The following is a 17,906-nucleotide window of genomic DNA, read 5'->3' as shown; positions in this document are numbered from 1 at the left end:
GTGTCAGGGGATTTTTATTATTCAGCCTTGGCACAAGGGAAGAGCGAAAGACGGGTGGGCGCAGAGCGATAAACAACTACGATTTCACCCAGAAGTGCTCCACCACTTGCGAAACGCCCGACTGCGAACGCTTCTGGTGACAACCCAGGGGATTCAGCCCCTGTAGCCGATGTTGAACGTAACCTGTTGTTCAGCCATCTCGGCGTTGCTCCCCTTCAGGTGTTTTCACAGGATGGGTTCCTCCAACACCGTATACCTGGGCAACGCGCCTCTTCTGGCCTGCGCATGCGCAGGTAGTACATTTATAAATAAAGGGTTAGCGGGTCGCTTGTCAACGCTGGGGTTATGCGGATTTTTCATGCGCCATAGCCCCACAGTAATGCGGCTTATGAAGGCTATACTTTTGTCTGTTTTATGCGCAATTTTCTCATCCCTTAGGGGGATGACATTAAAACCATCACAATTTTTTGTGACAGGCGCTACAATCGAGGACAGTTACGATTTTTAAATCAGAAGGGTATTGCTAATGAAAAACATTAACCCAACGCAGACCGCTGCGTGGCAGGCACTACAGAAACACTTCGATGAAATGAAGGACGTTACCATTGCGCAACTGTTCGCCGAAGATGGCGACCGTTTCAGCAAGTTTTCCGCCACCTTCGACGATCAGATGCTGGTCGATTTCTCCAAAAACCGCATCACCGAAGAGACCCTGGCTAAGCTGCTGGATCTGGCCAAAGAGACCGATCTGAGCGGTGCCATCAAGTCCATGTTCTCTGGCGAAAAGATCAACCGCACCGAAGACCGTGCCGTGCTGCACGTGGCGCTGCGTAACCGTAGCAATACCCCGATTATCGTTGACGGCAAAGACGTGATGCCGGAAGTGAACGCCGTGCTGGAGAAGATGAAAGCTTTCTCTGAAGCGATCATCTCCGGTCAGTGGAAAGGCTATACCGGCAAATCCATCACTGACGTGGTGAACATCGGTATCGGCGGCTCTGACCTCGGCCCCTTCATGGTGACCGAAGCGCTGCGCCCGTACAAAAATCACCTGAACATGCACTTCGTTTCTAACGTCGATGGCACCCACATCGCCGAAGCGCTGAAAAACCTGAACCCGGAAACCACGCTGTTCCTGGTGGCGTCTAAAACCTTCACCACTCAGGAAACCATGACCAACGCCCACAGCGCGCGCGACTGGTTCCTGGCAAGCGCAGGCGACCAGAAGCACGTGGCAAAACACTTCGCCGCGCTGTCTACCAACGGTAAAGCGGTGTCTGAATTCGGTATCGATACGGCCAACATGTTCGAGTTCTGGGACTGGGTTGGCGGCCGCTACTCTCTGTGGTCCGCGATTGGTCTGTCTATCATTCTGTCCGTGGGTTACGACAACTTCGTTGAGCTGCTCTCCGGCGCGCACGCGATGGACAAGCACTTCTCCACCACGCCGGCGGAGAAAAACCTGCCGGTACTGCTGGCGCTGATCGGCATCTGGTACAACAATTTTTACGGTACCGAAACTGAAGCGATTCTGCCGTACGACCAGTACATGCACCGCTTTGCCGCGTACTTCCAGCAGGGCAACATGGAGTCCAACGGCAAGTACGTTGACCGTAACGGCAACAAGGTTGAACACCAGACTGGCCCAATCATCTGGGGCGAGCCGGGCACCAACGGCCAGCACGCGTTCTATCAGCTGATTCACCAGGGGACCAAAATCGTTCCGTGCGATTTCATCGCCCCGGCCATCAGCCACAACCCGCTGACTGACCACCATCCGAAGCTGCTGTCTAACTTCTTTGCCCAGACCGAAGCGCTGGCGTTTGGTAAATCTCGCGAAGTGGTTGAGCAGGAATACCGTGACCAGGGTAAAGACCCAGCAACCCTGGACTACGTGGTACCGTTCAAAGTGTTCGAAGGCAACCGTCCAACCAACTCCATCCTGCTGCGCGAAATTACCCCGTACAGCCTGGGTGCGCTGATTGCCCTGTACGAGCACAAAATCTTCACCCAGGGCGCTATCCTGAACATCTTCACCTTCGACCAATGGGGCGTAGAGCTGGGTAAACAGCTGGCTAACCGCATCCTGCCGGAGCTGAACGATGATAACGCCATCGACAGCCACGATAGCTCCACCAACGGTCTGATCAACCGTTATAAATCCTGGCGCGCGTAAGGTTATATATTCTCAATGCCGGCATCATGCCGGCATTTTTTTGTCAGATAATTCCGTATATCCTCATTTTCTGAATTATATTGATATTGAGCATAATCCTAAATATCACCTATCCCAGATGTATGTTTCGGATTAACCGTATATTGCCATTCTTAAGTTAATAGATAACACGCTGTTATTTATTGATATTTTATTTTCTTGTCTTTCATTTTCATATTTTCCGAAAAAACCTCCCATTATTTCCCATCACCGAATTCCGTTCATTTGGTTGTGTATACTCGATGACGCCTGAATATTCTCAGGTACATATCCATTCATCTAATGAAGGGAATACGTATGAAGAAAATCCTCTATGGCATTTTTGCCATATCGGCGTTTGCTGCGGCAAGCGCCAGCGCGGCACCGATTGAAACAGGTGAAGCAGCTGGTGCAGCAGCAACGTCAGTGTCGGCCGGGAGTTCAACCGCCACCAGCGCCAGCACCGTAGGTTCTGCGGTCGGTATGGCGCTGGCAGCGGCTGGCGGTGATGGTTCCAACACCGGGACCACCACCACGACCAGTACGACAACCACCACCCGTACTCAATAAAAAACGGTACGTTAATCCTAACCACACTTCGGTGTGGTTATTTTGCCCCTGGAGAAGCGTCGTGAAGCGACTTGTTATTCCCCTTATTTGCCTGTTGCTTCAGGCGTGTTCACCCAGCACCAAGGGACTGGGGAAATCGCTTTGGCAAAGCGTATCCGGTGAGTCGGGCGTACAGCTTACCGACGATGAAATCCAGACCATGCCATACGCCAGCCAATATATGCAGCTTAACGGCGGACCGCAGATCTTCGTGGTGCTGGCGTATTCCGAGGAAGGTCAGCAGAAATGGCTGACGCAGGACCGGGCAATGCTGGTGACACAGCATGGACGCCTGGTAAAAACCAAGCTGGCGGGCGACAACCTGCTCACGATGAATAATCTCGACAACGACCCGCTGGCCCGCCCGAACCAGATAACCGACGGCGCGCGCTGGACGCGGACCATGGGCTGGACCGAGCACCAGCAGGTGCGCTATGCCACCGCCACGTCCACCTTCCACTGGGATGGCAACGACACGCTGATCCTCTCGGGCCAGGACACCACCGTACGTGTGCTGGAAGAAGAGGTGAGCACTTCTGAAGCGAGCTGGCGCAACCGCTACTGGGTCGACAGCGAAGGGCAAATTCGCCAGTCGGAACAATATCTCGGCGCAGGAACCTTCCCGGTGAAAACCATGCTTATCAAGGCGGCGAAATCATGAAAAAACCGTTAATTATCGCCGCCATGCTCAGCGCTATCTCCTTTGCCGCTCAGGCGGCAGGTACCGTCGAGGTTCATATGGCGGGCGTTGAAAAGCCGCTGACCTTAACCCACGCCGAACGGCTGGCCGACCTGGTCGGGCAACCGAGGCTGGCGGGAAGCTGGTGGCCCGGCGCGGCGATCGCCTCTCCGCTGGCAACTGCGCAAGCCGAGCGTGAACATCAGGCGCTGCTGGCAGAACTGGCCGCGCTTGCGGCGGATGAGGGCGGCAGCGAGGCGGGGGCGATAAATGCCCTGCGCAACCAACTGCAGGCCATCCCGGTGACCGGGCGTTTATTAGTGCCGCTGGACCCTGACACCGTACGGGTCCGCAGTAAAAATAACCCGCCACTCGAAGGTCATTACACCCTGTGGCTGGGGCGTGAACCTTCCACCATCACGCTGGTGGGTCTGGTGGATAAACCGGGAAAAATCCCTTTCACGCCGGGGCGCGACGCGGCCAGCTACCTCGATGATATCAGCCTGCTCAGCGGCGCGGATCGCAGCTACGCCTGGGTGATTTACCCGGACGGGCGCACGCAAAAAGCGCCGGTGGCGTACTGGAATAAGCGGCACGTTGAACCGATGCCCGGCAGCATTTTGTTTGTCGGCTTTGCCGACTCACGGTGGACGAAAAAATACGAAGCGCTGAACGCTGAAATCCTTCGCTCCCTGTCGCAGCGGAGACCTGAATAATGAAAAAAGCTTGTCTTTACAGCCTGCTGGCCCTGTCGGTTAGTGCGGCGTGCCATGCGGAAACGTTTCCCGCCCCTATCGACCCCTCGCAGTCAGACTTTGGCGGCGTAGGCCTGCTGCAAACCCCAACGGCGCGCATGGCGCGCGACGGCGAGTTCAGCCTGAACTATCGCGATAACGATCAGTACCGCTATTACTCCGCCTCCGCCCAGCTTTTCCCGTGGCTGGAAACCACGCTGCGCTATACCGATGTGCGCACCAAAGACTACAGCAGCGTGGATGCCTTCTCCGGCTCGCAAACCTACAAAGATAAAGCCTTCGACGTGAAGCTGCGCCTGTGGGAAGAGAGCTACTGGATGCCGCAGGTGGCGGTCGGCGCGCGCGATATCGGCGGTACCGGCCTGTTTGACTCGGAATATATTGTTGCCAGCAAAGCCTGGGGGCCGTTCGACTTTACTCTCGGCTTAGGCTGGGGCTATCTCGGCACCAGCGGTAACGCCACCAACCCGTTCTGCTCCTACAGCGACAAATACTGCTACCGCGATAATCGCTATCGTAAAGCGGGCTCGGTTGATGGCAGCCAGATGTTCCATGGCCCGGCGGCTTACTTTGGCGGTATTGAGTACCAGACGCCGTGGCAGCCGCTGCGTCTGAAGCTGGAGTATGAAGGTAACAACTACCAGCAGGACTTTGCTGGCAAGCTCGATCAGAAGAGCAAAATTAACGTCGGCGCTATTTATCGCGTTACCGACTGGGCCGATGTGAACCTCAGCTACGAACGTGGCAATACGGTGATGTTCGGCTTTACCCTGCGCACCAACTTTAACGATCTGCGTCCGTCCTATAACGACAACGCGCGCCCGACCTATCGACCTCAGCCGCAGGACCCTATCCTCCAGCATTCGGTAGTGGCAAACCAGTTGACCCAGCTTAAGTACAACGCGGGCTTTGCGGCGCCGAAAATTCAGGTGCAGGGCGACACGCTGTACGTCACCGGTGAGCAGGTGAAGTATCGTGATTCGCGGGAAGGGATCGAACGCGCCAATCGGATCATCGCCAACGATCTTCCGGAAGGGATCCGCACGATCCGCATTACCGAGACGCGGCTGAATCTGCCGGAAGTGACCACGGAAACCGATGTAGCAAGCCTGCAACGGCATCTCGACGGGGAGCCGCTGGGGCAGGAGACGCCGCTGGTGCAAAAACGCGTCGCGCCGAGCGTGCCGGATAAAACCGAGCAGGGCTGGTATATCGACAAATCGCGCTTTGATTTCCATATCGATCCGGTGCTGAGCCAGTCGATCGGCGGGCCGGAAAGTTTCTATATGTATCAGGTCGGCGTCATGGGCTCGGCTGACTGGTGGGTGACTGACCACCTGCTGACCAGCGGTAGCCTGTTCGCTAACCTCGCCAATAACTACGGCAAGTTTAATTACACCAACCCGCCGAAGGATTCGGCGCTGCCGCGCGTGCGTACGCACATCCGCGAATACGTGGAAAACGATGTCTACGTGAATAACCTGCAGGCCAACTACTTCCAGTATCTGGGCAATGATTTCTACGGCCAGGTCTACGGCGGCTATCTGGAAACCATGTACGGCGGCGCGGGGGCGGAAGTGCTCTATCGTCCGGTGGACAGCAACTGGGCCTTTGGCCTGAACGCCAACTACGTGAAGCAGCGTGACTGGCGCAGCGCGCAGGACATGATGAAGTTTACCGACTACAGCGTGAAGACCGGGCACCTGACCGCCTACTGGACGCCGTCGTTTGCTCAGGATGTGCTGGTGAAAGCCAGCGTCGGGCAGTATCTGGCGGGAGATAAAGGCGGCACGCTGGATATCTCGAAACACTTCGACAGCGGCATTGTGGTTGGCGCATACGCCACCATTACCAACGTCTCTGCGGATGAGTATGGCGAAGGGCAGTTCACCAAAGGGGTCTATGTGAATATCCCGATGGATCTCTTCACCTCCGGCCCAACCCGCAGCCGCGCGGTTGTTGGCTGGACGCCGCTGACGCGCGACGGTGGTCAGATGCTGGGACGTCAGTTCGAGCTGTACAACATGACCGGCGATAAGAGCCAGAACTTCCGCTGACGACTGCCTCGTGGGTTCAATGCGCGACGCTGTCGACGAGCACGGCGTCGCGTGGAAACGACTTGTCCACCATAATGCTGATAATCTCTTTGTCGGTATGCGTCATCGGGTGAACCACCAGCCGGCACAAATTATTGATGGTTTGCTCTACGTCGCGGCATACAATGCCGTCGTTAGCGCTGGCGCAGCTGTTCTGCATTGCCATCAGCACCGCTTTGAAGGCGCTGGAAACCACCGAAGACACTTTCATCGCACAGCTATTAGACGCGCCGTCGCAAATCATGCCGGTAATGTCGCTAACCATGTTGGTAATCGCGGCGTTGATGACATCGGGATCGCGGGTGAACAGCCAGGCCATGCCTGCCGCCGAGCCCATGGCCGCCGTCGAGGCGGCGCAAAGCGCGGACAGACGGGTATAGCGCGAGTGGATGGAGATGGCCGTCAGGTGCGATAGGGCCAGCGCGCGCGCCAGAGTGTCTTCATCGGCATTGAGATGGTTTGCGACGGTCACGACTGGCATCGTCGCGGTTATCCCCTGGTTGCCGGAGCCGAAGTTAGACATCGCAATGACCGGTGCGCCGCCCATGCGGGCATCGGAGGCGGCAACGGTATCAATGATCACTTTGCTCATCAGATCGTTGCTCATCAGCCCTTTATTCACCGCATCGGCGAAAGCGCCGTTAATATTCAGACCGTATTTTTTGCGTTTACCTTCCTGCGACAGCGCCGAGTTCAGGCGGCCTGCTTCGAGGATAAACGCGATCTCTTCCGCGGGTGCTGCGGTAATAAAATCGAACGCGTCCCGCAGGCTGAAGGTTGGCAGCGCGTGAGGGTTCGCGGCCTTCCCGTCAGGCTGTTCCAGCGCCAGCGGTTCATCGTTCAGATAGAGCGCCACCACGTTCGTGTGGGTGCCTTTGACCACCACGCGGCAGGACTGCCCGGCGGCGAGCAGCGTCAGGTCGAGGTGAATAAAATCGGACGTGTCCTCCACGTTAATCGTGACGTTGCCTGTGTTGATTAACGCGTTGGCTAATTCAACGTGGTGCTCGGTAATCCCTTCCAGCGCACGTAAGCCTTTATCAGCATGACCGCCAAAGGCGCCAATGGCGGCGGCCAGGCTTACGCCCGAAACGGTCGTGCCAGGAATGGTGACGCCCATGGCGTTTTTATACAGATTGGCGGAAATAAATCCGCTGATGCGCTCGCAGGGGCCGGGCAGATAGCGGGCGGCATAGGCTGCGGTAAATGCGATAGCCACCGGTTCGGTGCAGCCTAATGCAGGCGTAACTTCTTGCTTGAGCCACTGGATAAAAAGGGAAGGAGAGACGTAACGCATGCGGTGATGCCCCCAAATAAACCTGTTATTTATAAGGTTAATTTAGGTGCTTTTATGAGGAAAAACTTACTCTATTTTTCCTTACCAGAGGCAATATAAAGAAAATTATTCTCTTTAAGCCGTTTCTCACGCAAAAATGCACCAAGGTACCGCCTCAGATACCCGATCCGGGCTTGAATAACCGGATACGACGGGCCGCATGGCGGTGAAAAGTTGACCAGAAAAACTAGATCTGGATCACACTTTTGCGCTATACAAAGATCTCGGCCCAGCGAAAGAGGTGCTTGCTATGACGTCACTGACTCGCCCACGCGTAGAGTTTATCTCCACAATTTTGCAGACCGTCCTGAACCTGGGCTTGCTCAGCCTGGGCCTGATCCTGATTGTTTTTCTTGGTAAAGAGACGGTACATCTGGCCGATGTACTGTTTGCGCCGGAGCGCACCAGCAAGTACGAACTGGTGGAGGGGCTGGTGGTCTACTTCCTCTATTTCGAATTTATCGCGCTGATTGTGAAGTACTTTCAGTCAGGCTTCCATTTTCCCCTGCGCTATTTTGTCTATATTGGCATCACCGCGATTGTGCGGCTGATTATCGTCGACCATAAGTCTCCGCTGGATGTGCTGATTTATTCTGCCGCCATTCTGCTGCTGGTGATTACGCTGTGGCTGTGTAACTCGAAGCGCCTCAAACGCGAGTAGGCCTGATAAGCGCAGCGCCATCGGGCAATATCGCGCAGGTTGCCGGACGGGGGCGTTGAAGTATCCGACCAGCTTCCGATAGACAGGCAAAAAAAGAGGCGCTCCGAAGAGCGCCAAACAGTCACAAGTTAGGGTTCGTACAAGTTGAGGATGATAACAGTGGCATTAACGATGAAACTTAGCCCTTCACGCCGCCGGCCGTGAGGCCGTTTACCAGCCAACGCTGCGCGAGCAGGAAGACGACGGTAATAGGGATGGCGGAAAGGACAGCCGCTGCGGCAAAGTCGCCCCACAGATAGTTTTGTGGGTTGAGGTATTGCTGCATACCCACGGCCAGGGTGTAGCTGTTCACATCACGCAGCAAGAGCGATGCAACCGGTACTTCGGTAATGGCGGCGATAAACGACAGGATAAACACCACCGCCAGAATAGGTACGGAGAGCGGCAGCAGTACCAGGCGGAAAGCCTGCCACGGCGTCGCGCCGTCCAGTGAGGCCGCTTCTTCCAGCGAACTGTCGATCGTTTCGAAATAGCCTTTAATCGTCCACACGTGCAGCGCAATACCGCCGAGGTAGGCGAAGATCACGCCACCGTGGGTGTTCAGACCGATAAACGGAATGTACTGACCCAGACGGTCAAACAACGCGTACAGGGCAACCAGCGACAGCACCGCCGGGAACATCTGGAAAATCAGCATGCCTTTCAGCAGCGTCGCTTTGCCCGGAAAGCGCATACGGGCAAAGGCGTAGGCGCAGGTCGTGGACAGCGTCACGATACCGATGGCGGTGATGCCGGCGATTTTCACCGAGTTCCACAGCCACAGCAGCACCGGGAACGGTGGCGGCGTGACGCGACCGTCGGCGTGCTCAACGCTGAAGCCCAGCGCCAGTTTCCAGTGCTCCCAGGAGATTTTTTCTGGAATCAGGCTGCCGGTGGCGAAGTTCCCTTCGCGCAGCGAGATAGCAATAACCATCAGCAGCGGGAACATAATCGCCGCGATGAAAATCAGCAGCAGCAGGTGCGTGGTAAAGAGACGCAGTTTCTGAGATTTGGGTTGTACCATAGCCATGTTCGTTGTCTCCCTTAATCAAACTTCATGCGCGTGGCTTTCAGGTTCACGATAGCCAGTGCCCCTACCAGCAAGAAGATCAGCGTGGCAATCGCCGCCGCCAGGCCGAAGTCCTGACCGCCGCCGCCTTCGAAGGCGATACGGTAGGTGTAGCTCACGAGCAGGTCGGTATAGCCGGCCGGTGTGGTGGTGCCGAGTCTATCCGGACCGCCGTTGGTCAACAGCTGAATCAGCACGAAGTTGTTAAAGTTAAAGGCGAAGCTGGCAATCATCAGCGGCGTCAGCGGCTTAATCAGCATCGGGAACGTAATTTTAAAGAAGTTCTGGAACGGACCGGCGCCATCCATTGCCGAGGCTTCGTACAGGTCGTCCGGAATCGCTTTCAGCAGGCCCATGCACAGAATCATCATGTACGGGTAACCCAGCCAGGTGTTAACGATAACAATCATCGAGCGGGCGGTGGTCGGATCGCTGAACCAGGCCGGTTTGATACCGAACAGCGCGCTCAGCATCATGTTGATTTCACCAAAGCTCTGGTTGAACAGCCCTTTGAAAATCAGAATCGAGATAAAGGACGGCACGGCGTATGGCAGAATCAGCAGCACGCGGTAAATGGCTTTGCCCTTCAGCGCTTCCCATTGCACCAGACAGGCCAGCACCATGCCAACGGCCACGGTCAGAATAACGGTCAGCACCGAGAAGACGATGGTCCAGACGAAGATAGCGAAGAACGGCTTCTGGATGCCCTCGTCGGTAAAGACGCGGGTGAAGTTGTCCCAGCCGATGCTGACGGTGTAGCCCGGGCTCAGCTGTTCGCTGCCCCAGCTGCCGTCGGCGTTAACGCTCTGATAGAAACCAATATCGCTGTTAGGGCGATATTTGACGCCGCTCTGGTTGTTGGTCAGCAGGCCGTCGTCGGCCAGCGTATACAGCGGCTGGGTGCCAGAGAACTGGCGCAGTGAGCTCATGGTCACTTTGCTTTCATCCGGCAGTACCGCGGTGAGCTGATTCAGCGCCTGGCGGTTCTGGGTAACGACGCGCAGCGGCGCGTGCTCGCCGGTTGGCAGGGCGTCGGTTTCTTTTAACTGCAGCTTCTGCTCGCCGCCAATTTTAAAAGCGTCGGACAGATAATTTTTACCACTTTCGCCGTCGGTGAGGGCCAGCTGCCACTCATCGCCCGCCGGGAAGAGGGTGAAGTTATAGGTTTTGCCCGCCTGATAAGAACGGTCCATCAGCACCTGCTGGGCGCGCTCGAAGGTGAGCTGGTTGGTGCTGCTGTAGTTGGTAAAGGCGATGGCGATGGTACAAATCAGCGGGAACAGGACGAACAGCCCCATCCCGGCCATGCCCGGGTAAACGTAGCGCCAGGCGTAGGTTTTACGGTTGGCAAAAATATACAGGCCCGCTGAGCTTAAAATCAGCGTCATGATGGCGAACAGGTACTCCCCTTGTGCGTACATTAAAACTACAAGGTAACCCACCAGCAGGCCCAGCAGACCAATCACTGACCATTTCAGCGTGTCGCTTTGCCACCAATGATTCTTTTTAATGACATCCATGGGGATCTTCCTCTACAACGGTGAAACTTCCTGGCCGGAGAAGTGCCGGATGGCGGCATAAATGCCTTATCCGGCCTACAATCCTCCGTAGGCCTGATAAGCGAAGCGCCATCAGGCACATCGACAGCATTACTTGGTGATACGACCCTGTGCGTCTTTCAGTGCAGCATCGACGGTCTGACGACCGCTGGCGGCGTTGATGACGGCGGTACGAACGGCATACCAGAATGCAGACATCTGCGGGATGTTCGGCATGATTTCGCCTTTCTGGGCGTTATCCATAGTGGCCGCGATACGCGGGTCTTTGGCTAACTGATCCTGGAAGGATTTCAGCGCAACGGCACCCAGCGGCTTGTCCTTGTTCACTTCTGCCAGGCCCTGATCGGTCAGCAGGTAGTTTTCGAGGAACTCTTTCGCCAGCTCTTTGTTCGGGCTCGCGGCGTTGATACCGGCGCTCAGAACACCGACGAACGGTTTAGACGGCTTGCCTTTGAAGGTTGGCAGCAGCGTCACGCCGTAGTTGATTTTGCTCTTGTCGATGTTTGACCACGCCCACGGACCGTTGATGGTCATCGCGGTATCGCCTTTGTTGAAGGCGGCTTCAGCGATGGAGTAATCGGTATCGGCGTTCATGTGTTTGTTTTTGATCAGGTCAACCAGGAAGGTCAGGCCCGCTTTCGCGCCAGCGTTGTCCACGCCCACGTCTTTGACGTCGTACTTGCCGTTCTCAAATTTGAACGCGTAGCCACCGTCGGCGGCAATCAGCGGCCAGGTGAAGTACGGTTCTTGCAGGTTAAACATCAGCGCAGATTTACCTTTCGCCTTCAGCGCTTTATCCAGCGCAGGAATTTCTTCCCAGGTTTTCGGCGGGTTAGGCACGAGGTCTTTGTTGTAAATCAGGGAGAGCGCTTCTACTGCAATCGGGTAAGCAATCAGCTTGCCGTTGTAGCGTACGGCGTCCCAGGTGAACGGATAGAGTTTGTCTTGGAAGGCTTTGTCCGGGGTGACTTCCGCCAGCAGACCAGACTGCGCGTAGCCGCCAAAGCGGTCATGCGCCCAGAAGATGATATCCGGGCCGTCGCCGGTTGCAGCAACCTGTGGGAATTTTTCTTCCAGCTTATCCGGATGTTCTACGGTCACTTTAATGCCCGTATCTTTCTCGAATTTCTTACCTACCTCGGCCAGGCCGTTATAGCCCTTGTCGCCGTTGATCCAGATAACCAGCTTTCCCTCATCAATTTTTGCCAAAGCAGAGGCGGAAAACATCATCGTGGTCAATGCGGACAGCGCGAGGATGCGAGCGCCAGTTTTGATTTTCATATATCCCGTCCTTTCTAGGTGATGTACTCGTGGATACACAGAGGTGGTTTAACGTCGTTGAGTTTCCTTTTTTAGCAACCCCTTTCCATCCTCCTGACCTCTACGCCCCGAGGGTGATTAATGTGATCGCTGTAACATAAACCCCGGTTATGAGTCCCAGCGCACAAAAAAAAGCGCCGTTTTTTGTCGGCCCCGTCACGATTTTCGTTCGGAGGCTGCGCCGCCGGGGGCAGAGCGCGCCTTCTCATCCTCCCGTCTCCTCCCCCATAAAAAACAGGGGGGGTGGAGGATTCACCTCAATGATGTGTGTTGCATAGTCAGGTTCATCTTGAATGTGTCGTTTGGTGACAAGTTGTAACGAGGGAGAAGGGCATGGCGAACGTACAGCTACGCAATGTAACGAAAGCCTGGGGCGACGTGGTGGTATCAAAAGATATCAACCTCGATATCCAGGAAGGGGAGTTCGTGGTGTTTGTCGGGCCGTCCGGCTGCGGCAAATCGACGTTGCTGCGTATGATCGCGGGTCTCGAAACCATCACCAGCGGCGATCTGTTCATCGGTGAAACCCGCATGAACGATGTTCCGCCCGCCGAACGCGGCGTGGGGATGGTGTTCCAGTCTTATGCGCTGTACCCCCATTTATCCGTTGCCGAGAACATGTCTTTTGGCCTGAAGCTGGCCGGCGCTAAAAAAGAAGTGATCAACCAGCGCGTTAATCAGGTTTCTGAAGTTCTGCAATTAGCCCATCTGTTGGAACGTAAACCGAAGGCCCTGTCCGGCGGTCAGCGTCAGCGTGTCGCTATCGGCCGTACGCTGGTGGCCGAGCCGCGCGTGTTCCTGCTGGATGAACCCCTTTCTAACCTGGACGCCGCGCTGCGCGTACAGATGCGTATTGAAATCTCCCGTCTGCATAAACGTCTGGGCCGCACGATGATTTACGTGACCCACGATCAGGTCGAAGCCATGACCCTGGCCGACAAAATCGTGGTGCTGGACGCGGGTCGCGTTGCGCAGGTCGGTAAACCGCTTGAGCTGTATCACTATCCGGCCGATCGCTTTGTCGCGGGCTTTATTGGTTCGCCGAAGATGAACTTCCTGCCGGTCAAAGTCACCGCCACCGCCATCGAACAGGTCCAGGTTGAGCTGCCAAACCATCAGCAAATCTGGCTGCCGGTTGAGAGTAACAACGTGCAGGTTGGCGCCAACATGTCGCTGGGCATTCGCCCGGAGCACCTGATGCCGAGCCACATCGCCGATGTGACGCTGGAAGGCGTGGTGCATGTTGTCGAGCAACTGGGCAACGAAACGCAAATTCATATCCAGATCCCCGCCATTCGTCAGAACCTGGTTTACCGCCAGAACGACGTGGTGTTGGTAGAAGAGGGTGCCACATTCGCCATTGGCTTGCCGCCAGAGCGCTGTCATCTGTTCCGTGAGGATGGCACCGCATGTCGTCGGCTGCATAAAGAGCCCGGCGTTTAAAGGCCCCATAAAAAGCAAACATCTAACCCCCACGTCGCTAGCGATAAGGCGATACGGGGTGAAATGTTAAAAAAGAAAAGCAATGATCTCAGGAGATAGAATGATGATTACTCTGCGCAAACTCCCCGTGGCGGTTGCCGTCGCAGCAGGCATTATGTCTGCTCAGGCAATGGCCGTAGATTTTCATGGCTACGCGCGTTCCGGCATCGGCTGGACGGGTAGCGGTGGCGAACAACAGTGTTTCCAGGCAACCGGTGCTCAAAGTAAATACCGTCTGGGTAACGAATGTGAAACCTATGCCGAATTGAAATTAGGCCAGGAAGTGTGGAAAGAAGGCGATAAGAGCTTCTACTTCGACACCAACGTGGCTTACTCCGTCGCACAGCAGAACGACTGGGAACCGACTGACCCAGCGTTCCGTGAAGCGAACGTCCAGGGTAAAAACCTGATCGACTGGCTGCCAGGCTCCACCATCTGGGCCGGTAAGCGTTTCTACCAGCGTCATGACGTTCACATGATCGACTTCTACTACTGGGATATCTCGGGTCCTGGTGCCGGTATCGAAAACGTCGATCTGGGCTTCGGTAAACTGTCTCTGGCAGCGACCCGTTCTCAGGAAGCCGGTGGTTCTTACATCTTCACCAGCAACAACACCTACAAGAACTACAAAGATACCGCCAACGACGTGTTTGACGTTCGTTTAGCCGGTCTGGAAACCAACCCGGACGGCGTGCTGGAGCTGGGCGTTGACTACGGTCGTGCGAACTACACCGACGGCTACAGCCTCGCTGACGGCGCGTCAAAAGACGGCTGGATGTTCACTGCAGAACACACTCAGAGCATGCTGAAAGGCTACAACAAGTTTGTTGTTCAGTACGCAACTGACGCGATGACCACGCAAGGTAAAGGCCTGTCTCAGGGTTCTTACACCGGTAATAGCTACAACCCGGATACCGAAATCGGTATTGTAAACAACAAGATCAATAACGATGGCGACATGTGGCGTATCCTCGACCACGGCGCAATCTCCCTGGGCGACAAAGTTGACCTGATGTACGTCGGTATGTACCAGAATATCGACCGTGACGACGGTAACGGCACCAAGTGGTGGACCGTCGGCGTTCGTCCAATGTACAAATGGACGCCAATCATGAGTACCCTGATGGAAGTGGGTTACGACAACGTGAAGTCTCAGCGTACCGGCGACACCAACAACCAGTACAAAATCACCCTGGCGCAACAGTGGCAGGCTGGCGACAGCATCTGGTCCCGTCCGGCCATCCGCGTGTTCGCAACCTACGCGAAGTGGGATGAGAAATGGGGTTATGACAACGGTATTGCTTACAAAGATACCAGCGCGAAAACCTACAGCCGTGGCGACAGCGATGAGTGGTCCTTCGGTGCTCAGATGGAAATCTGGTGGTAATTCAGCACTAACCTGACGTAACAACCGACGAGGGGCATAAGCCCCTCTGTTCCTTGAGGTTTAGCGCGCTATTGCCTGGCTACCGCTAGAACTCCGCATTCTGAGGTCATCATAATGAAAATGAAAAAAAGTCTCGTTGCTCTCTGCTTATCTGCTGGATTAATGGCGAGCGTCCCGGGTATCAGCCTCGCCGACGTCAACTATGTGCCACAAAACACCAGCGCCGCCCCGACGATTCCAACCTCTGCGCTTCAGCAGCTGACCTGGACGCCGGTCGACCAATCCAAAGTGCAGTCCACACAGCTTGCGACCGGCGGTCAGAGCCTGAACGTTCCTGGTATCACCGGCAACGTGGCGGCCTACAGCGTCCCGGCTAACATCGGTGAACTGACGCTGACCCTGACCAGTGAAGTCAACAAGCAAACTAACGTATTTGCGCCAAACGTGCTGATTCTCGATCAGAACATGACGCCTTCTGCCTTCTTCCCTAGCAGCTACTTCACCTACCAGGCACCGGGCGTGATGAGCGCCGACCGTCTGGAAGGGGTGATGCGCCTGACGCCAGCGCTGGGCCAGCAGAAGCTGTATGTCCTGGTCTTTACGACCGAGAAAGATCTCCAGCAGACCACGACTCTGCTGGACCCGGCAAAAGCCTACGCGAAAGGCACCGGTAACGCCGTACCGGATATTCCGGACCCGGTAGCCAAACACATTACCGACGGCTTAGTGAAGCTGAAAGTGAAAACCAACAGCAGCTCCAGCGTGCTGGTTGGCCCGCTGTTCGGCTCTTCCGGCCCGGCGCCGGTCACCGTCGGCAACACGGCGGCACCGGCCTACAGCGCGCCAGCGGCAGCCCCAGTTGCAGCACCTGCGCCAGCGCCAGCGGCGAAGGCGGAACCGATGCTGGATGATACGGAAAGCTATTTCAACAACGGAATTAAACAGGCGGTAGCGAAAGGGGATATCGATAAAGCCCTCAAGCTGATGAATGAAGCCGAGCGCCTGGGCTCTAAATCTGCTCGTTCCACCTTTATCGGCGCTGTAAAAGGCAAGGGGTAAGTTCTCCCCGCAGCGCTGATGTTTAGGCGAAGCCTTTCGGTGTGCCCTTGTGGGCGCACCTTTTTTATCGCGCAACGCAAACTGTTGCACTGCTGTTGCGCTAATGATCGTATTTGACCATTCCTGCACCCCCTCACGCGACTTTCTGCGATACAATGGCGAAACGCTTTGTATTGGAGAGACAGGCATGTCGCACTCTGCACTGACGCAACTACGCGCGCTGCGCTATTTTGACGTCATTCCCCCGCTTGAACCCGCTCAGCGCGACTGGCTGATGCTGGAAGATTCCATGACCAAACGGTTTGAGCAGTTCGGGAAACCCGTCAGCGTCACGCTATTAAATGAAGAATTTGTCAGCCGCGACGCGCTGGCGGCTGAGCAGCATCTGCTGCCAGAAGAGGCTCGCTATTGGCTGCGGGAAATATTATTGTGCGTCGGCGGTGAACCGTGGCTTGCCGGGCGCACCGTGGTGCCAGAGTCGACCCTCTGCGGGCCGGAGCTGGCGCTGCAAAACCTGGGGCAAACGCCGCTGGGTCGCTACCTGTTTACGTCGTCAACGCTGACGCGAGATTTTATTGAGATAGGTCGTCATGATGCGCTGTGGGGGCGTCGTTCCCGCCTCCGCTTAAGCGGTAAACCGCTGCTGTTAACCGAGCTGTTTTTACCGGCATCGCCGCTGTACTGAGAGGAAAAAAAGAATGGAGTGGAGTCTGAAGCAGAATAAGCTGCTGGCCTACCATCGGCTGATGCGCACGGACAAACCGATCGGCGCGCTGCTGCTGCTGTGGCCGACGCTGTGGGCGCTGTGGGTCGCCTCGCCGGGTGTGCCGCCGCTGTGGATCCTGGCGGTCTTTGTGGCGGGCGTATGGCTGATGCGCGCCGCGGGCTGCGTAGTGAACGACTATGCGGATCGTAAATTTGACGGTCACGTCAAACGGACGGCAAATCGACCGTTGCCGAGCGGGGCGGTCACGGAGAAAGAGGCCCGTACGCTGTTTATCGTGCTGGTGGCGCTTTCCTTCCTGCTGGTGCTGACGCTCAACGCGATGACCATTTTACTGTCAATCGCGGCGCTGGCGCTGGCGTGGGTTTACCCGTTTATGAAGCGTTATACCCACCTGCCGCAGGTGGTGCTGGGGGCGGCGTTTGGCTGGTCGATTCCGATGGCCTTCGCGGCGGTGAGCGAGACGCTGCCGCTGAGCTGCTGGCTGATGCTGCTGGCGAATATTCTGTGGGCGGTGGCTTACGACACGCAGTACGCGATGGTAGACCGTGACGATGACGTGAAAATCGGCATCAAATCCACGGCGATTTTGTTCGGCGACAATGACCGCCTGATTATCGGTATTTTGCAGGCATGCGTGCTGGTGCTGATGGTGGCGATTGGCTGGCTCAACGGCCTGCACTGGGCGTTCTACTGGTCGATACTGATCGCCGGTGCGCTGTTTGTGTACCAGCAGAAACTGATTCGCCACCGCGAGCGCGGCCCGTGCTTCCAGGCGTTTATGAACAATAACTACGTGGGGCTGGTGCTGTTTATTGGCCTGGCGATGAGCTACTGGCAGTTTTAAATGCGGCCTGTAAACGCCTTATTCGGGCTACGCTGCCACTCGCGTGTGTAGGCCTGATAAGCGCAGCGCCATCAGGCGTGGCATTCGGTC

General features: G+C 56.0%; 15 protein-coding genes, 1 pseudogene and 1 riboswitch. Of the genes and pseudogenes, 11 read left to right on the top strand and 5 right to left on the bottom strand.

The window, feature by feature from the left end; all coding sequences use genetic code 11:
* Positions 1-84: 84 nt before the first annotated feature.
* Positions 85-282: riboswitch (Lysine riboswitch) on the bottom strand.
* Positions 283-526: 244 nt separating this feature from the next.
* The 5 genes from pgi to H7R76_RS22090 all read left to right on the top strand — a co-directional run bounded on the left by pgi (position 527) and on the right by H7R76_RS22090 (position 6,294).
* Positions 527-2,176 (top strand): glucose-6-phosphate isomerase, encoded by a 1,650-nt coding sequence (gene pgi, locus H7R76_RS22110; protein WP_182929652.1) that lies wholly within the window; start codon positions 527-529, stop codon positions 2,174-2,176.
* A gap of 336 nt (positions 2,177-2,512) precedes the next feature.
* Positions 2,513-2,764: an exopolysaccharide production protein YjbE gene (gene yjbE / locus H7R76_RS22105; RefSeq protein WP_035895200.1), complete on the top strand. Its 252-nt coding sequence runs from the start codon at positions 2,513-2,515 to the stop codon at positions 2,762-2,764.
* A gap of 61 nt (positions 2,765-2,825) precedes the next feature.
* Positions 2,826-3,464 (top strand): YjbF family lipoprotein, encoded by a 639-nt coding sequence (locus H7R76_RS22100; protein ID WP_197975072.1) that lies wholly within the window; start codon positions 2,826-2,828, stop codon positions 3,462-3,464.
* Complete coding sequence (locus H7R76_RS22095; RefSeq protein WP_106928609.1) at positions 3,461-4,198, top strand: capsule biosynthesis GfcC family protein; 738 nt, start codon at positions 3,461-3,463, stop codon at positions 4,196-4,198. Before H7R76_RS22100 ends, H7R76_RS22095 begins: the two co-directional genes overlap by 4 nt.
* Positions 4,198-6,294: a YjbH domain-containing protein gene (locus tag H7R76_RS22090; protein WP_182966503.1), complete on the top strand. Its 2,097-nt coding sequence runs from the start codon at positions 4,198-4,200 to the stop codon at positions 6,292-6,294. The genes H7R76_RS22095 and H7R76_RS22090 overlap by 1 nt, the downstream gene beginning before the upstream one ends.
* Positions 6,295-6,310: 16 nt before the next feature.
* Here the strand turns inward: H7R76_RS22090 and H7R76_RS22085 are convergent, their stop codons facing one another.
* Positions 6,311-7,630, bottom strand: a complete 1,320-nt coding sequence (locus tag H7R76_RS22085; RefSeq protein WP_182966501.1) for an L-cysteine desulfidase family protein — start codon at positions 7,628-7,630, stop codon at positions 6,311-6,313.
* 289 nt (positions 7,631-7,919) lie between these two features.
* Between H7R76_RS22085 and psiE the strand changes: the two genes are divergently transcribed.
* A complete protein-coding gene (psiE, locus tag H7R76_RS22080; protein WP_064546622.1) occupies positions 7,920-8,330 on the top strand; it encodes a phosphate-starvation-inducible protein PsiE in 411 nt (136 codons plus the stop codon).
* A 178-nt stretch (positions 8,331-8,508) separates the two neighbouring features.
* Here psiE and malG read toward each other — a convergent pair whose 3' ends face one another.
* From malG to malE, 4 genes and pseudogenes are all read right to left on the bottom strand, one after another.
* The gene (malG, locus tag H7R76_RS22075; protein ID WP_106928603.1) at positions 8,509-9,399 is read right to left on the bottom strand and encodes a maltose ABC transporter permease MalG; all 891 of its coding nucleotides are present in this window, start codon (positions 9,397-9,399) and stop codon (positions 8,509-8,511) included.
* A gap of 14 nt (positions 9,400-9,413) precedes the next feature.
* Positions 9,414-10,958, bottom strand: a complete 1,545-nt coding sequence (malF, locus tag H7R76_RS22070; protein ID WP_106928600.1) for a maltose ABC transporter permease MalF — start codon at positions 10,956-10,958, stop codon at positions 9,414-9,416.
* A gap of 44 nt (positions 10,959-11,002) precedes the next feature.
* A pseudogene (locus H7R76_RS25305) lies at positions 11,003-11,077 on the bottom strand (hypothetical protein); the annotation flags it as partial.
* A 10-nt stretch (positions 11,078-11,087) separates the two neighbouring features.
* A complete protein-coding gene (gene malE / locus H7R76_RS22065) occupies positions 11,088-12,278 on the bottom strand; it encodes a maltose/maltodextrin ABC transporter substrate-binding protein MalE (RefSeq protein WP_106928598.1) in 1,191 nt (396 codons plus the stop codon).
* Between the two features lie 372 nt (positions 12,279-12,650).
* Between malE and malK the strand changes: the two genes are divergently transcribed.
* The 5 genes from malK to ubiA all read left to right on the top strand — a co-directional run bounded on the left by malK (position 12,651) and on the right by ubiA (position 17,816).
* A complete protein-coding gene (malK, locus tag H7R76_RS22060) occupies positions 12,651-13,760 on the top strand; it encodes a maltose/maltodextrin ABC transporter ATP-binding protein MalK (protein WP_106928597.1) in 1,110 nt (369 codons plus the stop codon).
* Positions 13,761-13,860: 100 nt separating this feature from the next.
* Entirely contained in the window at positions 13,861-15,186 is a 1,326-nt protein-coding gene (locus H7R76_RS22055) for a maltoporin (RefSeq protein ID WP_182966499.1), read from the top strand.
* Positions 15,187-15,300: 114 nt separating this feature from the next.
* A complete protein-coding gene (gene malM / locus H7R76_RS22050; RefSeq protein WP_182929645.1) occupies positions 15,301-16,245 on the top strand; it encodes a maltose operon protein MalM in 945 nt (314 codons plus the stop codon).
* A 187-nt stretch (positions 16,246-16,432) separates the two neighbouring features.
* Entirely contained in the window at positions 16,433-16,930 is a 498-nt protein-coding gene (ubiC, locus tag H7R76_RS22045) for a chorismate lyase (RefSeq protein WP_182929644.1), read from the top strand.
* A 13-nt stretch (positions 16,931-16,943) separates the two neighbouring features.
* On the top strand, positions 16,944-17,816 hold the full coding sequence (ubiA, locus tag H7R76_RS22040) for a 4-hydroxybenzoate octaprenyltransferase (RefSeq protein ID WP_106928589.1): 873 nt from the start codon (positions 16,944-16,946) through the stop codon (positions 17,814-17,816).
* The last annotated feature ends 90 nt before the right edge of the window (positions 17,817-17,906 follow it).

The organism is Klebsiella sp. WP8-S18-ESBL-06 (assembly GCF_014169755.1).
GTDB classification, from domain to species: domain Bacteria; phylum Pseudomonadota; class Gammaproteobacteria; order Enterobacterales; family Enterobacteriaceae; genus Kluyvera; species Kluyvera ascorbata_B.
This window is presented reverse-complemented; position numbering and strand designations above follow the sequence as displayed.

Excerpts from the sequence above, each read along its gene's own strand:
- yjbE (WP_035895200.1), top strand. The coding sequence starts at position 2,513 with ATGAAGAAAATCCTCTATGGCATTTTTGCCATATCGGCGTTTGCTGCG.
- malK (WP_106928597.1), top strand. The coding sequence starts at position 12,651 with ATGGCGAACGTACAGCTACGCAATGTAACGAAAGCCTGGGGCGACGTG.
- malM (WP_182929645.1), top strand. The coding sequence starts at position 15,301 with ATGAAAATGAAAAAAAGTCTCGTTGCTCTCTGCTTATCTGCTGGATTA.
- H7R76_RS22095 (WP_106928609.1), top strand. The coding sequence starts at position 3,461 with ATGAAAAAACCGTTAATTATCGCCGCCATGCTCAGCGCTATCTCCTTT.
- malF (WP_106928600.1), bottom strand. The coding sequence starts at position 10,958 with ATGGATGTCATTAAAAAGAATCATTGGTGGCAAAGCGACACGCTGAAA.
- H7R76_RS22085 (WP_182966501.1), bottom strand. The coding sequence starts at position 7,630 with ATGCGTTACGTCTCTCCTTCCCTTTTTATCCAGTGGCTCAAGCAAGAA.
- ubiC (WP_182929644.1), top strand. The coding sequence starts at position 16,433 with ATGTCGCACTCTGCACTGACGCAACTACGCGCGCTGCGCTATTTTGAC.
- pgi (WP_182929652.1), top strand. The coding sequence starts at position 527 with ATGAAAAACATTAACCCAACGCAGACCGCTGCGTGGCAGGCACTACAG.
- H7R76_RS22055 (WP_182966499.1), top strand. The coding sequence starts at position 13,861 with ATGATGATTACTCTGCGCAAACTCCCCGTGGCGGTTGCCGTCGCAGCA.
- psiE (WP_064546622.1), top strand. The coding sequence starts at position 7,920 with ATGACGTCACTGACTCGCCCACGCGTAGAGTTTATCTCCACAATTTTG.
- malG (WP_106928603.1), bottom strand. The coding sequence starts at position 9,399 with ATGGCTATGGTACAACCCAAATCTCAGAAACTGCGTCTCTTTACCACG.
- H7R76_RS22090 (WP_182966503.1), top strand. The coding sequence starts at position 4,198 with ATGAAAAAAGCTTGTCTTTACAGCCTGCTGGCCCTGTCGGTTAGTGCG.
- ubiA (WP_106928589.1), top strand. The coding sequence starts at position 16,944 with ATGGAGTGGAGTCTGAAGCAGAATAAGCTGCTGGCCTACCATCGGCTG.
- malE (WP_106928598.1), bottom strand. The coding sequence starts at position 12,278 with ATGAAAATCAAAACTGGCGCTCGCATCCTCGCGCTGTCCGCATTGACC.